Annotated in this window: 15 protein-coding genes; 12 read left to right on the top strand and 3 right to left on the bottom strand. The window is 27.6% G+C overall.

Annotated features, from left to right (window positions below):
• The first annotated feature begins 68 nt into the window (after nt 1-68).
• From hydF to QOZ93_RS01780, 7 genes are all read left to right on the top strand, one after another.
• Nucleotides 69-1,256: a [FeFe] hydrogenase H-cluster maturation GTPase HydF gene (hydF, locus tag QOZ93_RS01810; RefSeq protein WP_307354887.1), complete on the top strand. Its 1,188-nt coding sequence runs from the start codon at nt 69-71 to the stop codon at nt 1,254-1,256.
• 220 nt (nt 1,257-1,476) lie between these two features.
• A complete protein-coding gene (locus QOZ93_RS01805) occupies nt 1,477-2,052 on the top strand; it encodes an HMA2 domain-containing protein (RefSeq protein ID WP_307354886.1) in 576 nt (191 codons plus the stop codon).
• Nucleotides 2,053-2,069: 17 nt separating this feature from the next.
• Entirely contained in the window at nt 2,070-2,450 is a 381-nt protein-coding gene (locus QOZ93_RS01800; RefSeq protein WP_307354885.1) for an HMA2 domain-containing protein, read from the top strand.
• A 24-nt stretch (nt 2,451-2,474) separates the two neighbouring features.
• The gene (locus QOZ93_RS01795; RefSeq protein WP_307354883.1) at nt 2,475-4,682 is read left to right on the top strand and encodes a heavy metal translocating P-type ATPase; all 2,208 of its coding nucleotides are present in this window, start codon (nt 2,475-2,477) and stop codon (nt 4,680-4,682) included.
• Nucleotide 4,683: 1 nt separating this feature from the next.
• Nucleotides 4,684-5,553 carry a hypothetical protein gene (locus QOZ93_RS01790; protein ID WP_307354882.1) on the top strand — a complete coding sequence of 290 codons (870 nt, stop codon included), beginning with the start codon at nt 4,684-4,686 and terminating at the stop codon, nt 5,551-5,553.
• A 23-nt stretch (nt 5,554-5,576) separates the two neighbouring features.
• On the top strand, nt 5,577-5,852 hold the full coding sequence (locus tag QOZ93_RS01785; protein WP_307354881.1) for a hypothetical protein: 276 nt from the start codon (nt 5,577-5,579) through the stop codon (nt 5,850-5,852).
• A 282-nt stretch (nt 5,853-6,134) separates the two neighbouring features.
• Entirely contained in the window at nt 6,135-7,598 is a 1,464-nt protein-coding gene (locus QOZ93_RS01780; RefSeq protein WP_111944214.1) for a methyl-accepting chemotaxis protein, read from the top strand.
• A gap of 97 nt (nt 7,599-7,695) precedes the next feature.
• Here the strand turns inward: QOZ93_RS01780 and QOZ93_RS01775 are convergent, their stop codons facing one another.
• Nucleotides 7,696-8,334 carry a 4Fe-4S binding protein gene (locus QOZ93_RS01775; protein ID WP_307354880.1) on the bottom strand — a complete coding sequence of 213 codons (639 nt, stop codon included), beginning with the start codon at nt 8,332-8,334 and terminating at the stop codon, nt 7,696-7,698.
• Between the two features lie 204 nt (nt 8,335-8,538).
• Between QOZ93_RS01775 and QOZ93_RS01770 the strand changes: the two genes are divergently transcribed.
• A complete protein-coding gene (locus tag QOZ93_RS01770; protein WP_307354879.1) occupies nt 8,539-10,956 on the top strand; it encodes a cation-translocating P-type ATPase in 2,418 nt (805 codons plus the stop codon).
• Between the two features lie 98 nt (nt 10,957-11,054).
• Nucleotides 11,055-12,311: a CapA family protein gene (locus QOZ93_RS01765; RefSeq protein WP_307354878.1), complete on the top strand. Its 1,257-nt coding sequence runs from the start codon at nt 11,055-11,057 to the stop codon at nt 12,309-12,311.
• 18 nt (nt 12,312-12,329) lie between these two features.
• On the opposite strand, the gene QOZ93_RS01760 is transcribed toward QOZ93_RS01765, so the two are convergent.
• Entirely contained in the window at nt 12,330-12,629 is a 300-nt protein-coding gene (locus QOZ93_RS01760; RefSeq protein WP_111944210.1) for a hypothetical protein, read from the bottom strand.
• Between the two features lie 213 nt (nt 12,630-12,842).
• On the opposite strand from QOZ93_RS01760, the gene QOZ93_RS01755 reads away from it, so the two are divergent.
• From QOZ93_RS01755 to QOZ93_RS01745, 3 genes are all read left to right on the top strand, one after another.
• Complete coding sequence (locus QOZ93_RS01755) at nt 12,843-14,135, top strand: hypothetical protein (RefSeq protein WP_111944209.1); 1,293 nt, start codon at nt 12,843-12,845, stop codon at nt 14,133-14,135.
• A gap of 142 nt (nt 14,136-14,277) precedes the next feature.
• Complete coding sequence (add, locus tag QOZ93_RS01750; RefSeq protein WP_307354877.1) at nt 14,278-15,309, top strand: adenosine deaminase; 1,032 nt, start codon at nt 14,278-14,280, stop codon at nt 15,307-15,309.
• 19 nt (nt 15,310-15,328) lie between these two features.
• Nucleotides 15,329-15,700 (top strand): PH domain-containing protein, encoded by a 372-nt coding sequence (locus QOZ93_RS01745; protein ID WP_111944207.1) that lies wholly within the window; start codon nt 15,329-15,331, stop codon nt 15,698-15,700.
• Between the two features lie 57 nt (nt 15,701-15,757).
• Here the strand turns inward: QOZ93_RS01745 and brnQ are convergent, their stop codons facing one another.
• Nucleotides 15,758-17,065: a branched-chain amino acid transport system II carrier protein gene (gene brnQ / locus QOZ93_RS01740; protein WP_307354876.1), complete on the bottom strand. Its 1,308-nt coding sequence runs from the start codon at nt 17,063-17,065 to the stop codon at nt 15,758-15,760.
• Nucleotides 17,066-17,531: the final 466 nt, after the last annotated feature.

The following is a 17,531-nucleotide window of genomic DNA, read 5'->3' as shown; positions in this document are numbered from 1 at the left end:
TTGACTTACTTTATATTACAAATATGGACATAAATAAATGAAAAAGTTTTATATATTGGGAGGGTCTTATGAATAATACACCTAATGCTAATAGAAAACAAATTGGTATATATGGGAAACGTAATGCAGGTAAATCTTCACTTGTAAATTTAATAACAGGACAAGAAGTAGCTTTAGTGTCTGATGTTAAAGGTACGACAACTGATCCAGTTTTTAAAACAATGGAACTCATACCATTTGGCCCAGTTAGGTTTATTGATACTGCAGGACTAGATGATGAAGGGGTTTTAGGTGAACTGAGAGTAAAAAAAACATTTGAATTGATTCAAATAACCGACTTGGCACTTTATGTTATGGATGTCAATGATATAGATGAAAAATCTTTTAAAGATACGGTTAATAAATTTAAACAGTTTAACATTCCATACATAGTTATTTTTAATAAAATTGATACTTTAAATGAAAAAGAATTAAAAAAGTTAAAAGAAAGATTTCCTAAGGAAGTTTTCATTTCTACAAAAAAACAAGAAGGCGTTGATTTATTAAGAGAAGAAATAATAAAAGAACTTAAAAATGCAGAAGAAGAGCCAAGGATAATGGAAGGATTATTATCGTATAATAGCAAGGTTATATTAGTAGTTCCTATAGATTCTGAAGCTCCCAAGGGAAGACTCATCCTACCCCAAGTACAGGTTATAAGGGATTGTTTAGATCATGGTATTAAAAGTTATGTAGTGCGTGATACAGAATTAGAATCTGCTATAAAGGATACTAAAGATATAGATTTGGTAATTACAGATTCCCAGGCTTTTAAAAGAGTAAATAAAATTGTTCCACAAAACATAAGTTTAACTAGTTTTTCTATATTATTTGCACGTCATAAAGGAGAAATAAATGCTTTTGTGAAGGGTGTTTCAAAAATAAAAGAATTAAAAGAAGGATCAAAAATTCTTATGATGGAAAGTTGTACACATAATACTTCACATGAAGATATAGGAAGAGTAAAAATTCCACAATTAATAAACAAATTTGTGGATAAAAAACTTAACTTCGAATTTAGAACAGGTAATGACTTTCCACAGGATATTGAAAAATATGACTTGGTTATTCATTGTGGCGCCTGTATGATGACTAGAAAAACTATTTTAAATAGAATACAAGTATGTAAAGAAAAAGATGTACCTATAACTAATTATGGTATTACTATAGCGTATCTAACAGGAATTTTAGATAGAGCGATAGAAATTTTTAAATAAAGATTAAGATGGTATAATGTTTTATGATTAAAAAAATAATCGAAATTAAACGAGAGAGACAAGAACAAATTGTCTCTTTTTCATAAATCATTTTAAAATTCAAAATAAGAAAAAATTTCTACCATAGTATTTAATTTCATAAAATTTTATAGTAATATATATAATTAATTAAGAAAAAATTGACGATAAAGAATTTACTATAAAGAAAAGAGGTGACTAGGTGAATAGTTGGATAAGTAGATTAATTATATATTCTTTAGGAAGTATGATAATTACAGATGTAGTTAAGGGAAAAAAGCAGCAGCGCAAGAAGACAATGAGTTTACCCAATTTTAAAAATAATTTAGAAGTTAGACATGCATTATCTGGACGAATAAGGTTTTATGTACCTATGTTTAAGAATAATGAGGATACAATTAATATGTTTATAACTCAATTTTCTCAAATTCAAGGTATTGAAACAGTGGAAGCCAATAAATATACAGGATCATTATTAGTAAAATATGATGAGTCCAAATTAAAACCTGTTTTAATAATAGGGATAATAATAAAAATGTTAAATTTAGAAGAGAAGTTAAATGATGAGCCACAAGCATTAATAGGTTCAGAAATAAAGAACATAAATGAGTGTTTAAATCTGGCTGTTTATGATAAAAGTAATGGAATTATAGATATGAAAACATGTTTGATTATATTATTTATAGTTCTTGGTGTGTATAAAATAAGAAAGAATCCGGCCATTACTCCGGGAGGTATAACTTATCTTTGGTGGGCTTATTCCTCTATTTGTAAATAGTTTAAGGAGGTACTAAAGTGATAGATTTTAAAGCTTATATAGTTAAACATTTTGCTAAAGTTAAAGTTGTTCATAGTATACCTGGAAGACTAAGACTTAAAGTGCCAACATCAGTTAAGGTTCCAGAAGAATTTAGGGAATATGATAAATTTGTAATCGAAGGAGTTAAGAACCTAGACGGTATTACAAATATATCCTTTAATTATATAATAGGAACTATTCTAGTAAATTATGATACTGAAAAGGTATATGAAGAAAAGGTTTTAAGGTGGATAAATAAGGTTGTAGAAATCACTGTAGATAATTTAAAATTTATACAACAATATGGGGAAACAAATTTAGAATATGTAATAAATACACTAAATCAAAAGTTAAAAGAAGAAGTTAAAAAGTTGTAATGAATTATATTTAGGGGGACTAAGATGATTTTAAAAAAGAAAATACCTTTATTAAAACCATATGTAGTTCATAGCTTACCGGGTAGAGTGCGGATTGGATGCAGAGCATTAAAATATCTTAGCCAGTACAAAATAGATATAGAGAAGAAATTTAGTGACTTGAGAGTAATCAAAAGTATAGAAGTAAACTGTATTACAAAAAATTCCTTGATTTGTTATGAGCAAAATTTAATAAATCAGGATGAAGTACTTAAAATTTTTGAAGAGATAATATCTTATTATTCTTTAGTTGCATATAAGGAAGAAAGAAAAGAATCTTCTTTAGCTATGAATTATAATAGAGAATTAGAAGAAGTAAGCGTCGGAGAAATAGTAAAAAGGGTTGGAGTAACATTAGGTGTTATAGGATACTCATTTTGGAAAAAGAGAAAAGCATCTCAGCAATTACCTTTATCACTGTATAAAAGGTTTACTACATTACCAGCATTAATGTCTATATATTTAACAAAACCATTATTTAAAAGTGGAATTGGTTCACTGACACGTAATTTTAGACCTAATGCAGATACACTTACAATAACATCAATAGCTGCGAGTCTTTTAACAGGAAAGGATGTTTCAGCATTAACTATCATTCTTTTATCAGATATAGCTGAATTTATGACAAGCTATACTATGAAAAAGACTAGAGATTCTATAAGAAATATGATGAATCTTAATGAAGAATATGTATGGAAACAACTAAATGATGGAACTGTAAGGAAAGAGAAAATAGATAATATTACAAAAGGCGATACAATAGTTGTACATGCTGGGGAAAAAATTTGTGTTGATGGTACTGTTATTTCTGGAGAGGCTGTTGTAGATCAATCAGCTGTTACTGGTGAATTTATGCCAGAAATTAAGAGAAAAGATAATAAAGTCTTTGCAGGAACAGTACTTAAAAATGGTATTATAACTGTATCAACAGAAAAAGCCGGGGATGATACAGTTGTATCGAGAATTATAAGCTTAGTAGAAGATGCCGCCTACCAAAAGGCAAATATACAAAATTATGCTGATAAGTTTTCGGCATATTTAATACCGTTTAATTTTATGTTTGCAGGTATAACTTATATAGTGACAAAGAGTCCAATAAGAGCGTTAAATATGTTGGTAATTGATTATTCTTGTGGTATCAAGTTATCTACTGTAACGGCATTTTCAGCTGCAATTAATACAGCGGTTAAAGGTGGAGTTTTAATAAAAGGTGGAAATTATATTGAAAATTTATCAGAAGCAGATACATTAATTTTAGATAAAACAGGTACCTTAACAGAAGGTAAGCCAGAAATAGTAGATATAATTACTGCAAGTGGATATGAGCAAACTGAGATATTACAACTAGCTGGAGCAGCAGAAGAAACATCAGGGCATCCAATGGCCATGGCCGTATTATCGAAGGTTAAATCTAAAGGGTTATCTATACCTAAGCATGGGGAGGTTATAACTCATATTGCAAGAGGTGTTGAGACTAAGATTGATGATGATATTATAAGAGTTGGTAGTGAAGTATTTTTAACTGAAAATAATGTGGATATATCAGAACTTAAAGATAGATCAGATGCTATGAAGGCAAAAGGGAAGAGCCTTATATATATAAGTAAAAATGAAAAAATTATTGGCTTAATAGGTATTGAGGATAAAATGAGAGATAACATGAAAAAATCGCTTAATAACCTAAGATACCAAGGAATTAATGAAATAATGTTATTAACAGGTGATTTAGAGAAACAAGCACAGATTGTATCGGATAAAATGGGTGTAGATAGTTATGAGGCTGAACTATTACCAGAAGATAAAGCAAAGGCTGTACTGAAATTGCAAGCAAATGGTTCCAAGGTAATAATGGTAGGAGATGGAGTAAATGATGCTCCAGCACTAGCTTACTCTGATGTTGGTATTGCACTAGGGGGAAGAACTACAGATGTGGCTATGGAGACATCGGATGTTACAGTACAAGGTGATGATCCTATGAAGTTACCTATAGTAATGGATCTATCAAAGAAAACTATGAATATAGTAAAACAAAATTTTGGATTAGTTATTACCATAAATAGTTTAGGTTTATTACTAAGTGCAGTTGGAGTCTTACCTGTTTTTTGGGGAGCTGTTTTACATAATTCTAGTACTATATTTGTAGTATCAAACTCATTAAGGTTACTTTTCTTTAACATGGAAAGGGGTACATAAGGTGAAAAATCCAATAATAGTAATTGCCCATAGGCTTCCAGGTAGGATAAGGTTAAAATTATCGCATCCTTTTTTAAAGTTAGAAAATCTAGATAAAATTGTTTTTAGCAATCATGGAGTTAAAAATATAAAGTATAATTCTATTACAAAATCTGTGCTTTTGGAATATGATCAATTTAAGATATGTGAAGAGGAAATAATAGTAAGAGTAGTTATTGAGTATTCTAAAGGATATGGTTTTATACCGATAAAATTTATATCTGATTCTCCAAAAAGGGAGATGCCGATACTATCTTATTACTCTATAATAACAATTATAATAGCTTCTTTAAACAAAGTTTTAACTAACAATGTAAAGATACAGGATTTTTTAAATTGGTTAACAGTAGGTACTACAATAGGAGCTATAGGAGAACATGCCTATTATGAGATAAATTCAAAAGGTACTGTAGATCCAGAAGTTATGTCCGTCATATATTTAATAAAGTCTATGCTTAATGGAGATTTTGTTAAGGCATCGGCTATTACGTGGTTAACTACTTTTGGAAGACATATATTAAATATTTCATATGATAGTATATTGATAAATATAAAAAAAGTTAAGGGAAGTTGTTCAGATGAAAATAATTATGAGGTTTCCGTTATTCCATCTGTAGAAGATAATAAAAAGATTTGTTTTTTAAAAACTTTTGCATCTAAGGTTTTAGAAAAAGAGGCTTACTCTTGTGCTAAAGGTTTTTTAGTTACAAAAGAGGGAATTAAATTAGGGTTTGATAAGAATAGACCTTGTGAATTTTCACAGAACTGCAGTTATATGAGGGTTCATAATAATCCTAAAAAAGTTATTACTAATGTTTTAAATCAAAATTAATATATATTTAAGGGGGAAGTTTTATGTTACAAAACATAAATAGAGATCATATAAAAGGAATAGTAGTAGGTGTTGGAGTGTGTGCAGCAGGTTATTACATATATAAGAAAAATCAAACACAAATAGATGGATTTCTAAAAAATCAAGGAATAAATGTTTCTAAAGGGTCTTCAAAAGATTATAATAATATGACATTGGAAGAATTAATGGAAACTAAGGAACTAATAGAAGATATAATTGCTGAAAAGGAATTAACTATGGGAGAACATGTTCAAGTTAATGAGGCAATAACTGAATAACAAAAATCATAAGCTATTTAATATTATCCTTAAAACAAGGTATATTAAATAGCTTTATTTTTTTATGGATTTTAATAGAATATTATGATATTATTAATAAAGATTATCCAATAATACACTATATTATTGGATAGGAGTTTAAATTTACTGAATATAATATCAAGTAAAAATATTTATTATTCGATATATTATAATATATACATTTGATTAATAATATATTTATAAATATATCAAGTCGGTGTTAATGTTTATAAATTTAGTGGGGATATATGGAGGTATAATATGTTTTTTAAAAAAGAAAGTAAAGGAAATCTAAAAGAAGTAAAAAGGGCTATAGAAAATAAAGATGTTAAGGCACTTGAAAAAATGTCTGAAAATCTTGTTGGGGGAATGGAAGATACATTTATTAATATAGGAAAAACTATGTTAAAAACTAAATCGGCAATTAAAAAAACAGTTAAAAATATTATAGGACTTTCTAGTAGAATAAGTATGTTTCATACCCATTTAGATTATTATTCATATGACTTAAATGATACATCAGATAAATTAAAGGATGAAAGTGAAAACTTATTAGCTGCAATACAACAATCAACGGCTAGTATAGGAGAAGTATCATCTGCAATATCACAAAATGCTTCAGCTTTAGAAAATGTTTCTTCAAATAGTAGTAAGGTATCTCAAACTTTAGATAAGAGTGAACAAAGCTTAAAAAAAGTCACTGATCTAAACCAAGAATTATCTCTTAATGGAGAGGTTATGAGAGATAATATGAAAGAAATGAGTACTGTAGTAAAAGACATGAAGAATATTGTTGATGGCATTAACAACATAACTTCTAATACATCTATATTAGCATTGAATGCCAGTATAGAGGCTGCTAGAGCTGGAGAATATGGCAAAGGCTTTGCCGTTGTTGCTAATGAAGTTAAAAAACTAGCTGAAGATACAAGTGAACAGTTGAAGTTTATAGAAAGATTTATGGACAAAATCGAACAAGCTTCCGAAAAATGTAATGACAGTATAAATAACTCCCTAGTATCAATTAATGAAATGACAGAGTACACAGTAGATATGACTAATTCATTTGTGGATAGTAAACAGTCAATAACTGAAATTATATCAGGTATGCAAGAGATTTCTAGTAATATGGAGGAGGTAAATGCCATAGGACAGGAAATGTCATCTGCAATGAATGTTTTAACAGATGGGGCACAAGGTTTAGCTGACATGGGGGAAAGTCTTTATTCTACAGCTAAAGCTATTAGAAAAATGGGAAGCGATTTAGAAAAAGTAGACTCTGAAGTTTCTAATATGACTATGTTAACTAATGAAATTAATAGTGAAGATATGTTTAAATTGGCTAATAATGATTTTATAGAAGCTATGCAAAATGCTATAGATGCTCATGAGGAATGGGTGGATGGAGTTAAAACAATGGTTTCACAGATGTCCATAAAACCTCTTCAATTAAATGGAGAGAAATGTGGATTTGGTCATTTTTATAATGCAGTTAAACCTAAAAATGAAGAAATTCTAACCATATGGAATGAAATTGGAGAGCCACATAAAGAATTGCATAAATTAGGACATAAAATTGTAAATGCTGTAAAAAATAAAAATGAGAGTGAAGCAATGCGATATGCACAAGAAGCAGAAAATATATCTATAGGAATAATTAAACAGTTTAGTGCTATAGAAAAAATAGCAACTAATTTAGATAAAGAAGGAAAATCAGTTTTTTAATATAGATTTTTAAGAAGTTAATATAAATAAAGTTCCCTTTAATATTATAAGTACGCAAGTGTATTTGATATAAAGGGAACTTTATTTATATCTATGTTTATTTTTTGGTTAATTTTAAAGAATGTTTAGGACATTTATAGATGCAATTAGAACAATATATGCAATCTTCAGATTCTATGTGAGAATTCTTGTTTTTACTTGGTTCTATATTCATAGGACATACTTTTTTACATAGATTACAAGATACGCAAGATGAATCTACGGTTATTACAGTTTTTTTTCCTTTGACCTTAGTTATCCATCCAGCAATAGTTCCCATAGGACAGAAGTTACACCAAGTTCTACGGTTATTAAATAAAGCCAAAATTACACCTACAATTGTGGTAATAACTATTATTCTATAAAAAACTTTACCTATTCCATATAAATTGCCCCAATTTAGTACTATTCCAATAATAAAATTGGCAAATATAAATACTACCATAAAAATTCTTAAAAATTTACTTTTAAAAAATGGATGAACCTTGTTATTAGGAGATAGTTTACTCATTATTTTATCGAAGAAACTTCCCCTAGGACAGAAGTTTCCACACCAAAAACGTCCCATACCTAAAATGGCTAAAATTATAGGAGCTAGCATACAAACTATAGCAATTATACTAAATCTAAAATCAAATAAAGATAAAATGAGGAAAGTAAAAAATATTACATAACCATAATTTTTGAAAAATTTCATATAAGACCTCCATATATTTATATATCGTAATATTATAATATACAAATAAATGGCGTTGGTCAATGGAAACTTATAAATTGTTATAAATTTAAAGTAAACGTTATCTTGTGGAAATGTAAATTTAAATATTCTTTAAGATTATTTTAAGAAATTAAGCTTAGAATAATATATAAAGAAATAATAAAAAATAAAAAGGAGTAATATATGAACAACAATACAAAATGCGAAGAAAACTCCTATGAAAAGGTAGAGAATATAAAAGGACTTACAGATATAGAGGTAGAAGAAAGAGTAAAAGAAGGGAAGGTTAATGTTATTCCAAAGGCACCATCTCGTACTACATGGCAGATAATAAGGGCAAATTTATTTACTGTATTTAATGCTTTAAATGCTGTTTTAGCCTTAATTGTTATAATAGCTGGTTCACCTAAAAATTCTATTTTTGCGGGAGTTATAATAACTAATACTTTAATAGGTATTTTTCAAGAGTTAAGGGCTAGAAAAATTATAGAAAAACTTTCTGTATTTAGTTCAGCAACATTGAAAGTTATGAGAAATGGAATTGAAAAAGATATAGCTATAGAAGAGCTAGTTATAGATGATATAATGATTTTACAAACAGGATCACAGGTTTTATGTGATGCTATAGTTTTAGAAAATAATGAATTAGAAGTAGATGAATCTTTACTAACCGGCGAAGCAGATCCTATTTTAAAAAAAGGACATAATAATTTATTATCAGGAAGTTTTGTAGTTGGTGGTAAAGGGTATGCTAAAGCTATTAAAGTTGGTTCTGATACATATGCTGCTAAGCTTGCAAATGAGGCAAAAAAGTTTAAAAAAATTAATTCAGAGTTACAGAGAGCAATAAATAAGATATTTGGAGTGATTATAAAGTTTGTAATTCCAATAAGTATTTTACTTTTTACAACCCAACTTATGTTTACGGGAACTTCATGGAGGGATGCGGTTATAGGTGCCGTATCAGGAGTAATAGGAATGGTTCCAGAGGGACTAGTGCTTTTAACCAGTGCAACATTTGTTGTAGCCATAATAAGACTTTCTAAATGGAATACACTTGTACAAGAATTACCGGCTACAGAGGTGTTGGCAAGGGTAGATACCTTATGTTTAGATAAAACAGGAACAATAACAGAAGGTAAATTAAAACTTACAGATGTAATAACATTTAATAATAATAATATGGAAGATATAGAAGAAGTATTATCGTCTATATGCAAAGTTTTTTCTAATACAAATCCAACTCAGAGTGCCATTGCAGATAGGTTTAATAAAGATACTAATCTAAGAGTAATAAACAAAATAGCATTTTCATCTGCACGAAAATGGAGTGCTGTAGAATTTGAGAAAAAAGGTACTTGGATTTTAGGGGCTCCAGAAATGATTCTAAAAAATAGATATACTGAAATAAAAGAAGCGGTAGAACAAGAGGCCATCAAGGGAAGACGAGTATTATTGTTAGCAAAATTTAATGGTGAATCATTAACAAAGGAGTTAAAAGGTGAATTAGAAATTGCGGCTTTAATCCTTATAGAAGATATTATTAGGGAAGATGCACCAGAGGTTTTAAGATATTTTAACAATCAGGGTGTGGTTTTAAAAATTATTTCAGGTGATAATCCAATAACGGTATCAGCAGTGGCTAAAAATGCAGGTGTTAAAAATGCAGATAAATATATAGATGCTACGAATTTACCAGACAATATTGAAGAATTATCAAGGATAGTGGAGAACATTACGGTATTTGGGAGAGTTACACCACATCAAAAGAAAAACATAGTAAATGCACTTCAAAAAAGTGAGCATGTAGTTGCTATGACAGGTGACGGGGTTAATGATGTTTTGGCATTAAAAGAAGCAGATTGTGGTATAGCAATGGCTAATGGATCAGATGCTACAAGGGCGGTAGCACAACTAGTTTTATTGGATTCCAATTTTAGTGCATTACCACAAGTAGTTATGGAAGGCAGAAGACTTATAAATAATTTAGAAAGGGTATCAGAGTTGTTTTTATCTAAAACAGTATATTCTATAATTCTTTCATTTATTTTTGCAATTATATTTCTTCCGTTTCCTATTTTACCAATTCAGTTAAGTTTAATAGGATCTTTAACTATAGGAATACCTTCATTTTTCTTAGCATTAGGATCAAATAAGGAACGTGTAAAAAAAGGATTTTTAAATAGAGTATTACAATTTGCTTTGCCGAATGGTATTGTATTAGCAATGAGTACTTTAATAATGTATTTAATAGCATATTTGACAGGACTTCAAAGAACTCAGTGCATGACTTTATCAGTATTGGTATTAGGAGGAATAAGTTTAGTAGTTGTTAATAAGGTGGCTAGGCCTCTTAATCTCTTTAAGATTCTACTTATAATTGCTATGAGTACACTTTTTGCAGTAGCATTTTTAACCCCAACAGGTAAAGATATATTTAGTCTATATAATTGTGGAATTGCATATAATAGTATTGCGTTTTTGATAATATTATTATCTTTGCCGGTTATAGGGTTTGTATCTAAGATAGTTAAAAAATGTTTAGAACTTAAAATTATATCTAAAATGAAAAGAAAATTTTTTCATAAAGAAGCCAAATAATATTTGGCCTCTTTTTTTATTTTTAAAGATTATACTTCCTTATTTACATAAAATGGTATATTATATAAATATATGAAAGATAAATAAGGGGGAGAACTATGAAACGTAAATACATAAAGAGTTGTTTAATGTTAAGTTTGACCATTGTATTATTTTTTTCAGCTTGCATGAATTCTAAAGGAAATGTTAAAGAAACAGCAAAGGAAACTTTAGCACCTATAGAAGAAAAGGAGAAACAAGAAAATTTAAAATCCAAAGAAGAAAAAAAAGAAGTTATAGAAACACCTAAAGATATAAGTATAGTTGCAGCAGGAAATACAATTTATCATATGCCTCAAGTTAGGGCCGCATATAATGGTAAAAGGTATGATTTTAACGATAATTTTAAGTATATAAGTTCTTTTGTCAAAGAGGCAGATTTATCACTTTTAACTGTAGAAACCAATTTTTATAATAAGGATAAATATTCTGGGTATCCTAATTTTAATACTCCACCAGAGGCATTAAGATCTATAAAAAATAGTGGATTTGATATAGTGAATTTTGCTAGTAATCATGTTATAGATAAAGGAGAGAATGGGTTTAGGGAATCGTTACAGGAAATAAAAAAGGCTGGATTAGAGTTTACGGGAGTGCAGAAGCAGGAAAATCAAAAAAAATATACTATAAAAAATATAAATGGGATTAAAGTTGGAATAATTTCTTATGTTTATGAAACAGAAAAAATAAATGGAAGAAAAACTATAAATGGAATATTGATGCCTAAGAAATGTGAAGGTTTAATAAATACCTTTGATTATAGTAATCTAGAAAAATTTTATGAAGATATTAAATGTAATATAGATAAGATGAAGGAAGAAAAAGTAGATTATATTATGGCTTTACTACATTGGGGAGATGAATATTCAAGAAGGCCTAATGAATATCAAAAAAACATGAGTAAAAAGTTAAATGAAATGGGAGTTGATGCGATAATAGGTGGACATCCCCATGTTATTCAGCCATATGAAACAATAGAAAATAAATCTACCGGACATAAAACTTTCGTAACTTATTCTCTCGGTAACCTGATATCAAATCAGTGTTATGAAAGTTTAAATAATAGATTTACTGAAGATGGATATATGGTGAAATTGAATATAAAAAAACAAGATGGAAAAACCTATTTAAAAGATTTTGATATAGTACCAACATGGGTGTTTAGAAAGCCAAATAGTGGGGGAGGATATAAATATAAGGTTTTGCCAGTAGATGATGTTATTCAAAATAAGAACAAGTATAATCTAAACAATCATTTTTTTAGAAAAGCGCAGATGTCATTGAAAGATACTAAAGGACTTTTAAAAATGAAATAATAACCCTAAGTATATGAATTACTTAGGGTCATCATCACTAAAATTATTATTAAGAATAGTGCTATAAGTAAATGATAGCATAAAGAAAATTAATGCAAATATAGTAAGAAATAAAGTAGTTTCAAAAAAACAACTTTCCGTATATCTTAAAATTAATTTAACTAACTTACTAGAGGCATGAGTTTTGCCTAGAGTTAAAATAGGTTGTAATAAAGCATCGGTTAACCTAGTTGACAATAAGTAACTTATAATGGGGATAAGCAGATAACTTATAGTGTGTATATATTTTTTATTAAGTTTTAATACCCTTATCATCATAAGACACCCTCTTAAATTTATACTATAAATCTTTTATTCCATAATAAAATTATAATAAATATACCTTAAAAAAACCTTAAGAAATATATAAATTAAGATAAAATTATACTTATTAATAAAAGATTAAATAATGGATAATATGATAAAAAAGGATTTCATTGTATAATATAAAATGTATATGTTAAGTTAAATAAAACTAAGGAGGATTATACGTTGAAAAAAATAAAAAAAATTGTTAGTAGTATTGTTATTGCTACACTACCATTTGGGTTATTTGGATGTAGTACTTCAAGTGCTAATTTAGAAAAACCAGATAACACATTAATTGCTATTAAAAAGAATGCTGCTAAAGAAGGTACTAATGATATATATATGAAATATGAAAAAGATAGTGGGTTTAAAAAGATTATAGATAAGGCTGTATTAGATAATCAATTTTCAAATCTTCAATATTTTACTGATAGCAGGGCGTTAGTATACCAAGATTCTGAAAAAAATGTTTTTATGTTTGAGGAAGGTAAAGCAAAAACAGAAATAGCTAAATCACCATCGGAAACTATAATAAACAATAAAAAGGATATAGCATATATTGACAAAAATAAAAATCTCTATTTAAAACCATATGGAAAGGAAAAAGTACAAATTGCTTCTAATGTAGGAATGGCAAGATTAAATCCTGATAGTAATCAATTAGTATATACAAATGACAAAGCAGAGTTATTTTTAACTAATAATGGTGATAAAACGGGGAAAAAGATAGGAACAGGAATTAAGGCACTTAGTTTTACTGAATGCAAAGACAAGATATTGATAACAAAAGAAGATAAAGCTGTTTATATAAAAGAGCTTAAAGAAAATGGAAAAGAAGAAAAGTTAGGTAATGTAATGAATAATCTTTTTATTAGAATGTATAAGGATGGAGGAGTTACTTACTTTAAAAATATAAAAGAAAAAGATAAAAAGTATTTTAGTGATTTATATTATAAGCCATCTGGCAAGGAAGAAGTAAAAATAGCTTCAAATGTTAATGCATCTCCTTATGACTTTCAAGTTGTTAATGGAGTTGCTTATTATATGAACAATGAAAATAAATTTTTCTCTACAAAACTAGCAACAAAAGAAACCAAAGAACTAGGAAAAGATATAGTTAACTTTATGGTTGATGAAAAGGGTAATACAGCTTATCTAAATAATAAAGATAACCTTACTGTTAAAGTGGAAGGCAAAGAAAATAAAAATATGAAAGCCAATAATCAAGTTTATACATTATTCAATGGTAAGATATATCTTTTAGGTAAAGATAAAGTATTAAAAATTGATGATAAAGTTATAGCTAAAAATGTTGAGTTTATTCAGATAGATAAAGGTGATATTGCATATTATACTACAGATAATAAGTTATACTTGTTAAAGGGTGAAAATAAATCTCCAACTAAAGTCTTAGATAGTATAAAAGAATATGATGCAATATTTTATGCAGGTAATCCTTTATATGTAAAACAGTAATAATTATAAAAAATAAAGATACTTTAATTTAGAGTATCTTTATTTTTTAAAAATTTTTAAATAATACATAAAGATATGTTGATAAATTTAGATTATATATTAGAATAAGTATAACTAATTTAAACAGAGAGGAAATGTTAAAGTGGATATAAATAATATAATTGAAAAATTGCCTAAAGTGGAATTACATTGTCACTTAGATGGAAGTGTGAGACCTGAAACTATCTTTGAAATGTTAAAAGATCAAAAGATTGCTTTACCTGTAAAAACTTTAGAAGAGTTTGAAAGATATGTTAAGGTTATAGGTAAATGCGAATCCTTAAAAGAATACTTAACTAAATTTAAGTATCCTATAATGGTTATGCAAGATAAAAAGAATATTTATAGAATAACACTTGAATTATTAGAGGATTGTAAAAAACAAGGAGTTAAATATATAGAAATTAGATTTGCACCATACTTTCATTTAGAAAAGGGACTTACAATGGATGAAGTTATAGAGACGGTATTAGAAGCCATGAAAGCAGGAGAAGAAAGATATGGGGTAATAAGTAATTTAATTTTATGTGCTATGAGACATGAAAGTGTAGATAAAAACATAGAATTAGTAAATACAGCTAAAAAGTATATTAATAAAGGGGTAGTGGCCATTGATTTAGCTGGTAATGAGCATGATTTTCCACCAGAATTACATAAAAGGGTTTTTGATTTAGCAAAGGAATATGGATTTCATATTACTATACATGCAGGAGAAACTGGTATAGAGCAAAATATAATAAAATCAATAGAACTTTTACATGCTGAAAGAATAGGACATGGAGTTTTTGCATATAAAAACCCAGAAATTGTTCAGTTTTTAATAAATAACAATGTTCCTTTAGAAGTTTGTGTTACAAGTAATTATAATACAGAGGCTATTGAGCAGCTAAAATTCCATCCTATAAAAAGTTATCTTGAGAAAGGTATAAAAGTGACAGTAAATACTGATAATGAAACTGTATCTAATGTTACATTAAATGATGAGTTTAATATATTAGTAAAAGAATTAAAATTTAATGTTGAGGATATTAAAAAAGTACTTTTTAATTCTATTGAAGCTTCTTTTGCAAATGAGGGTCAAAAAGCCTTACTTAAAAATGAACTTATAAAAACAATAAAAAATCTTAACATTTAAATTCTATAGGAGGAGAAAAATGGGTTTATTTAGCGGACTGATGGGGCACGCCTCAGAAGTATCTAGTGAAGACATACAACAAGAATATATTAGAATATTAGCCAACAATGAAATTGTTGAAAGAGCATACAAGTTAATAAGAGATGTAATGATTTTTACAAACAAAAGGTTAATATTAATAGATAAACAAGGTGTAACTGCAAAAAAAATAGAATATTTATCTATACCGTATAGAAGCATAGAAAGATTTTCAGTAGAAACAGTGGGGCATTTTGACCTAGATGCTGAATTAAATATATGGGTAAGGGGAATGGAAGAACCTATTACAAAGGAATTTAACAGTAGTTTAGATATTTATGAGGTTCAAAGTGTTTTAGCTAAATATATTTAAAAATATAAGCACTATATAGAATGTAAGTAAAAACTTATTCTATATAGTGCTTTCTATTTATTTCTTTATGCTTGGTATAAAGAAGCCTATGAATCCACCTATTATACTAGGTATAATCCAACCAATACCAAAAGAGTAAAGTGGGATCATCTTAATTATGTTGGTAATTAGCCCTAAGGATAAACCTAAAGTATCTAATACCTGAATAACACTAATTAGTAAGGCTGCAGTTATAGATCCTATATAAACATTACAGTTTGATTTAATAAATTTATCAAAGAATGATACAAATATTAATACTATGGTTACGGGATATAATATCATTAATAATGGTTGTGAAAACTTTAAAATCGTATTTAAACCTAAGTTAGCGATTATAAAACTAAAGATACATACGATTCTTAAGATATTTTTATAATTTAATTTAGGATAAAGTTTAGAAAAATAATCACTAAAAGATGAAGCAAGGCCAATAGAAGTGGTTAAACAAGCAAAGGTTATAATTAAGCCTAATAAAAGTATGCCACTTTTTCCAAACATACAACTCATAACTTTAACTAAAAGTTGCCCACCATCATTTATTCTACCAAGAGAAACACTTGAAGCGCCAATATAACCTAAAGAAAAATAAACTAGCATTAATGCAATAGAAGCGATTATACCACTTATTATTGTATTTTTTGCTATATCTTTTGGAGATGTAATATCATATTGTTTAACTGCATTAATAACTACGATTGAAATAACTAAGGCACCAACAACATCTAGAGTCTGGTAACCTTCTACAAATCCTTTAAAAAATGGTATTGTATTATAGTCTCCAACAGGAGCACCAAATGAACCAATAGGAGATAATATGGCCTTAATGGCTATAAAACCTATCATTAATAATAATAATGGAGTTATTATTTTGCCAATACGATCAACTAATTTAGATGGATTCAAAGCCAAAAAATATGTAATTATAAAAAATATTGCTGTAAATATAATACCGAATATCCAAGAATTCATACCTTGAGGGACTAAAGGTAATAAGCTCATTTCATAAGAAACAGCACCAGTTCGAGGTATAACACAAAGAGGGCCTATTGCAAGATAAACTATAATTCCAAATATAGAAGCAAATTTTGTAGAAACTTTAGTACTTATTTCATGAAAGCTTTCACCATTTAATGCTATTGCTAAAATTGTTATTAATGAAAGACCTACATCAGCTATTATAAAACCGATTATTGCAGTCCACATATTAGTTCCGGCTAATTGACCAAGTAATGGAGGAAAAATCATATTTCCAGCACCGAAAAAAATGGCAAATAACAATAATCCAATAGAAAGTATCTCAGAAAATTTTAAAGATTTTTTCATAATGTTCTCCTTTTCTTATAGTATGATCATATCTATAAAAGATATTAAAAAAAATGTCAAATACTTAGAAATTTATTAGTGATTTTATTATTCTAAATGAAATAAAAATATAAATCAATAAAAAATTTACTTTAATACATAGAAAAAAATAGTATGATTAAAAATAATAATATAAAAATGTTAAATTAATAAAAAAATTAAAAAAAATAACTATATAGTTTGACCCCGACAAAACAAAACTATATATAAATATAAAAAAAATTAAAATAAAAATGTAAAATTCTATAAAGATAATATATACATTTCTAATTTTTATTTAATATTTATTTTTAAGTAATATTAAAAATAAAAAGTATGAGAGAAAAAAATAAATATTAGAAAAAAAGAAAAAATTCTAGAAAAATCTAAATTAAAGCATTATAATGTAGATAATTAATTAACAATGTTTTTATTTTGAGGGGAGTTG

It is taken from the genome of Hathewaya limosa (assembly GCF_030815255.1).
Lineage (GTDB): Bacteria > Bacillota > Clostridia > Clostridiales > Clostridiaceae > Hathewaya > Hathewaya limosa.
This window is presented reverse-complemented; position numbering and strand designations above follow the sequence as displayed.

Excerpts from the sequence above, each read along its gene's own strand:
- hydF (WP_307354887.1), top strand. The coding sequence starts at position 69 with ATGAATAATACACCTAATGCTAATAGAAAACAAATTGGTATATATGGG.
- QOZ93_RS01795 (WP_307354883.1), top strand. The coding sequence starts at position 2,475 with ATGATTTTAAAAAAGAAAATACCTTTATTAAAACCATATGTAGTTCAT.
- QOZ93_RS01785 (WP_307354881.1), top strand. The coding sequence starts at position 5,577 with ATGTTACAAAACATAAATAGAGATCATATAAAAGGAATAGTAGTAGGT.
- QOZ93_RS01780 (WP_111944214.1), top strand. The coding sequence starts at position 6,135 with ATGTTTTTTAAAAAAGAAAGTAAAGGAAATCTAAAAGAAGTAAAAAGG.
- QOZ93_RS01775 (WP_307354880.1), bottom strand. The coding sequence starts at position 8,334 with ATGAAATTTTTCAAAAATTATGGTTATGTAATATTTTTTACTTTCCTC.
- QOZ93_RS01770 (WP_307354879.1), top strand. The coding sequence starts at position 8,539 with ATGAACAACAATACAAAATGCGAAGAAAACTCCTATGAAAAGGTAGAG.
- QOZ93_RS01765 (WP_307354878.1), top strand. The coding sequence starts at position 11,055 with ATGAAACGTAAATACATAAAGAGTTGTTTAATGTTAAGTTTGACCATT.
- QOZ93_RS01760 (WP_111944210.1), bottom strand. The coding sequence starts at position 12,629 with ATGATGATAAGGGTATTAAAACTTAATAAAAAATATATACACACTATA.
- QOZ93_RS01745 (WP_111944207.1), top strand. The coding sequence starts at position 15,329 with ATGGGTTTATTTAGCGGACTGATGGGGCACGCCTCAGAAGTATCTAGT.
- brnQ (WP_307354876.1), bottom strand. The coding sequence starts at position 17,065 with ATGAAAAAATCTTTAAAATTTTCTGAGATACTTTCTATTGGATTATTG.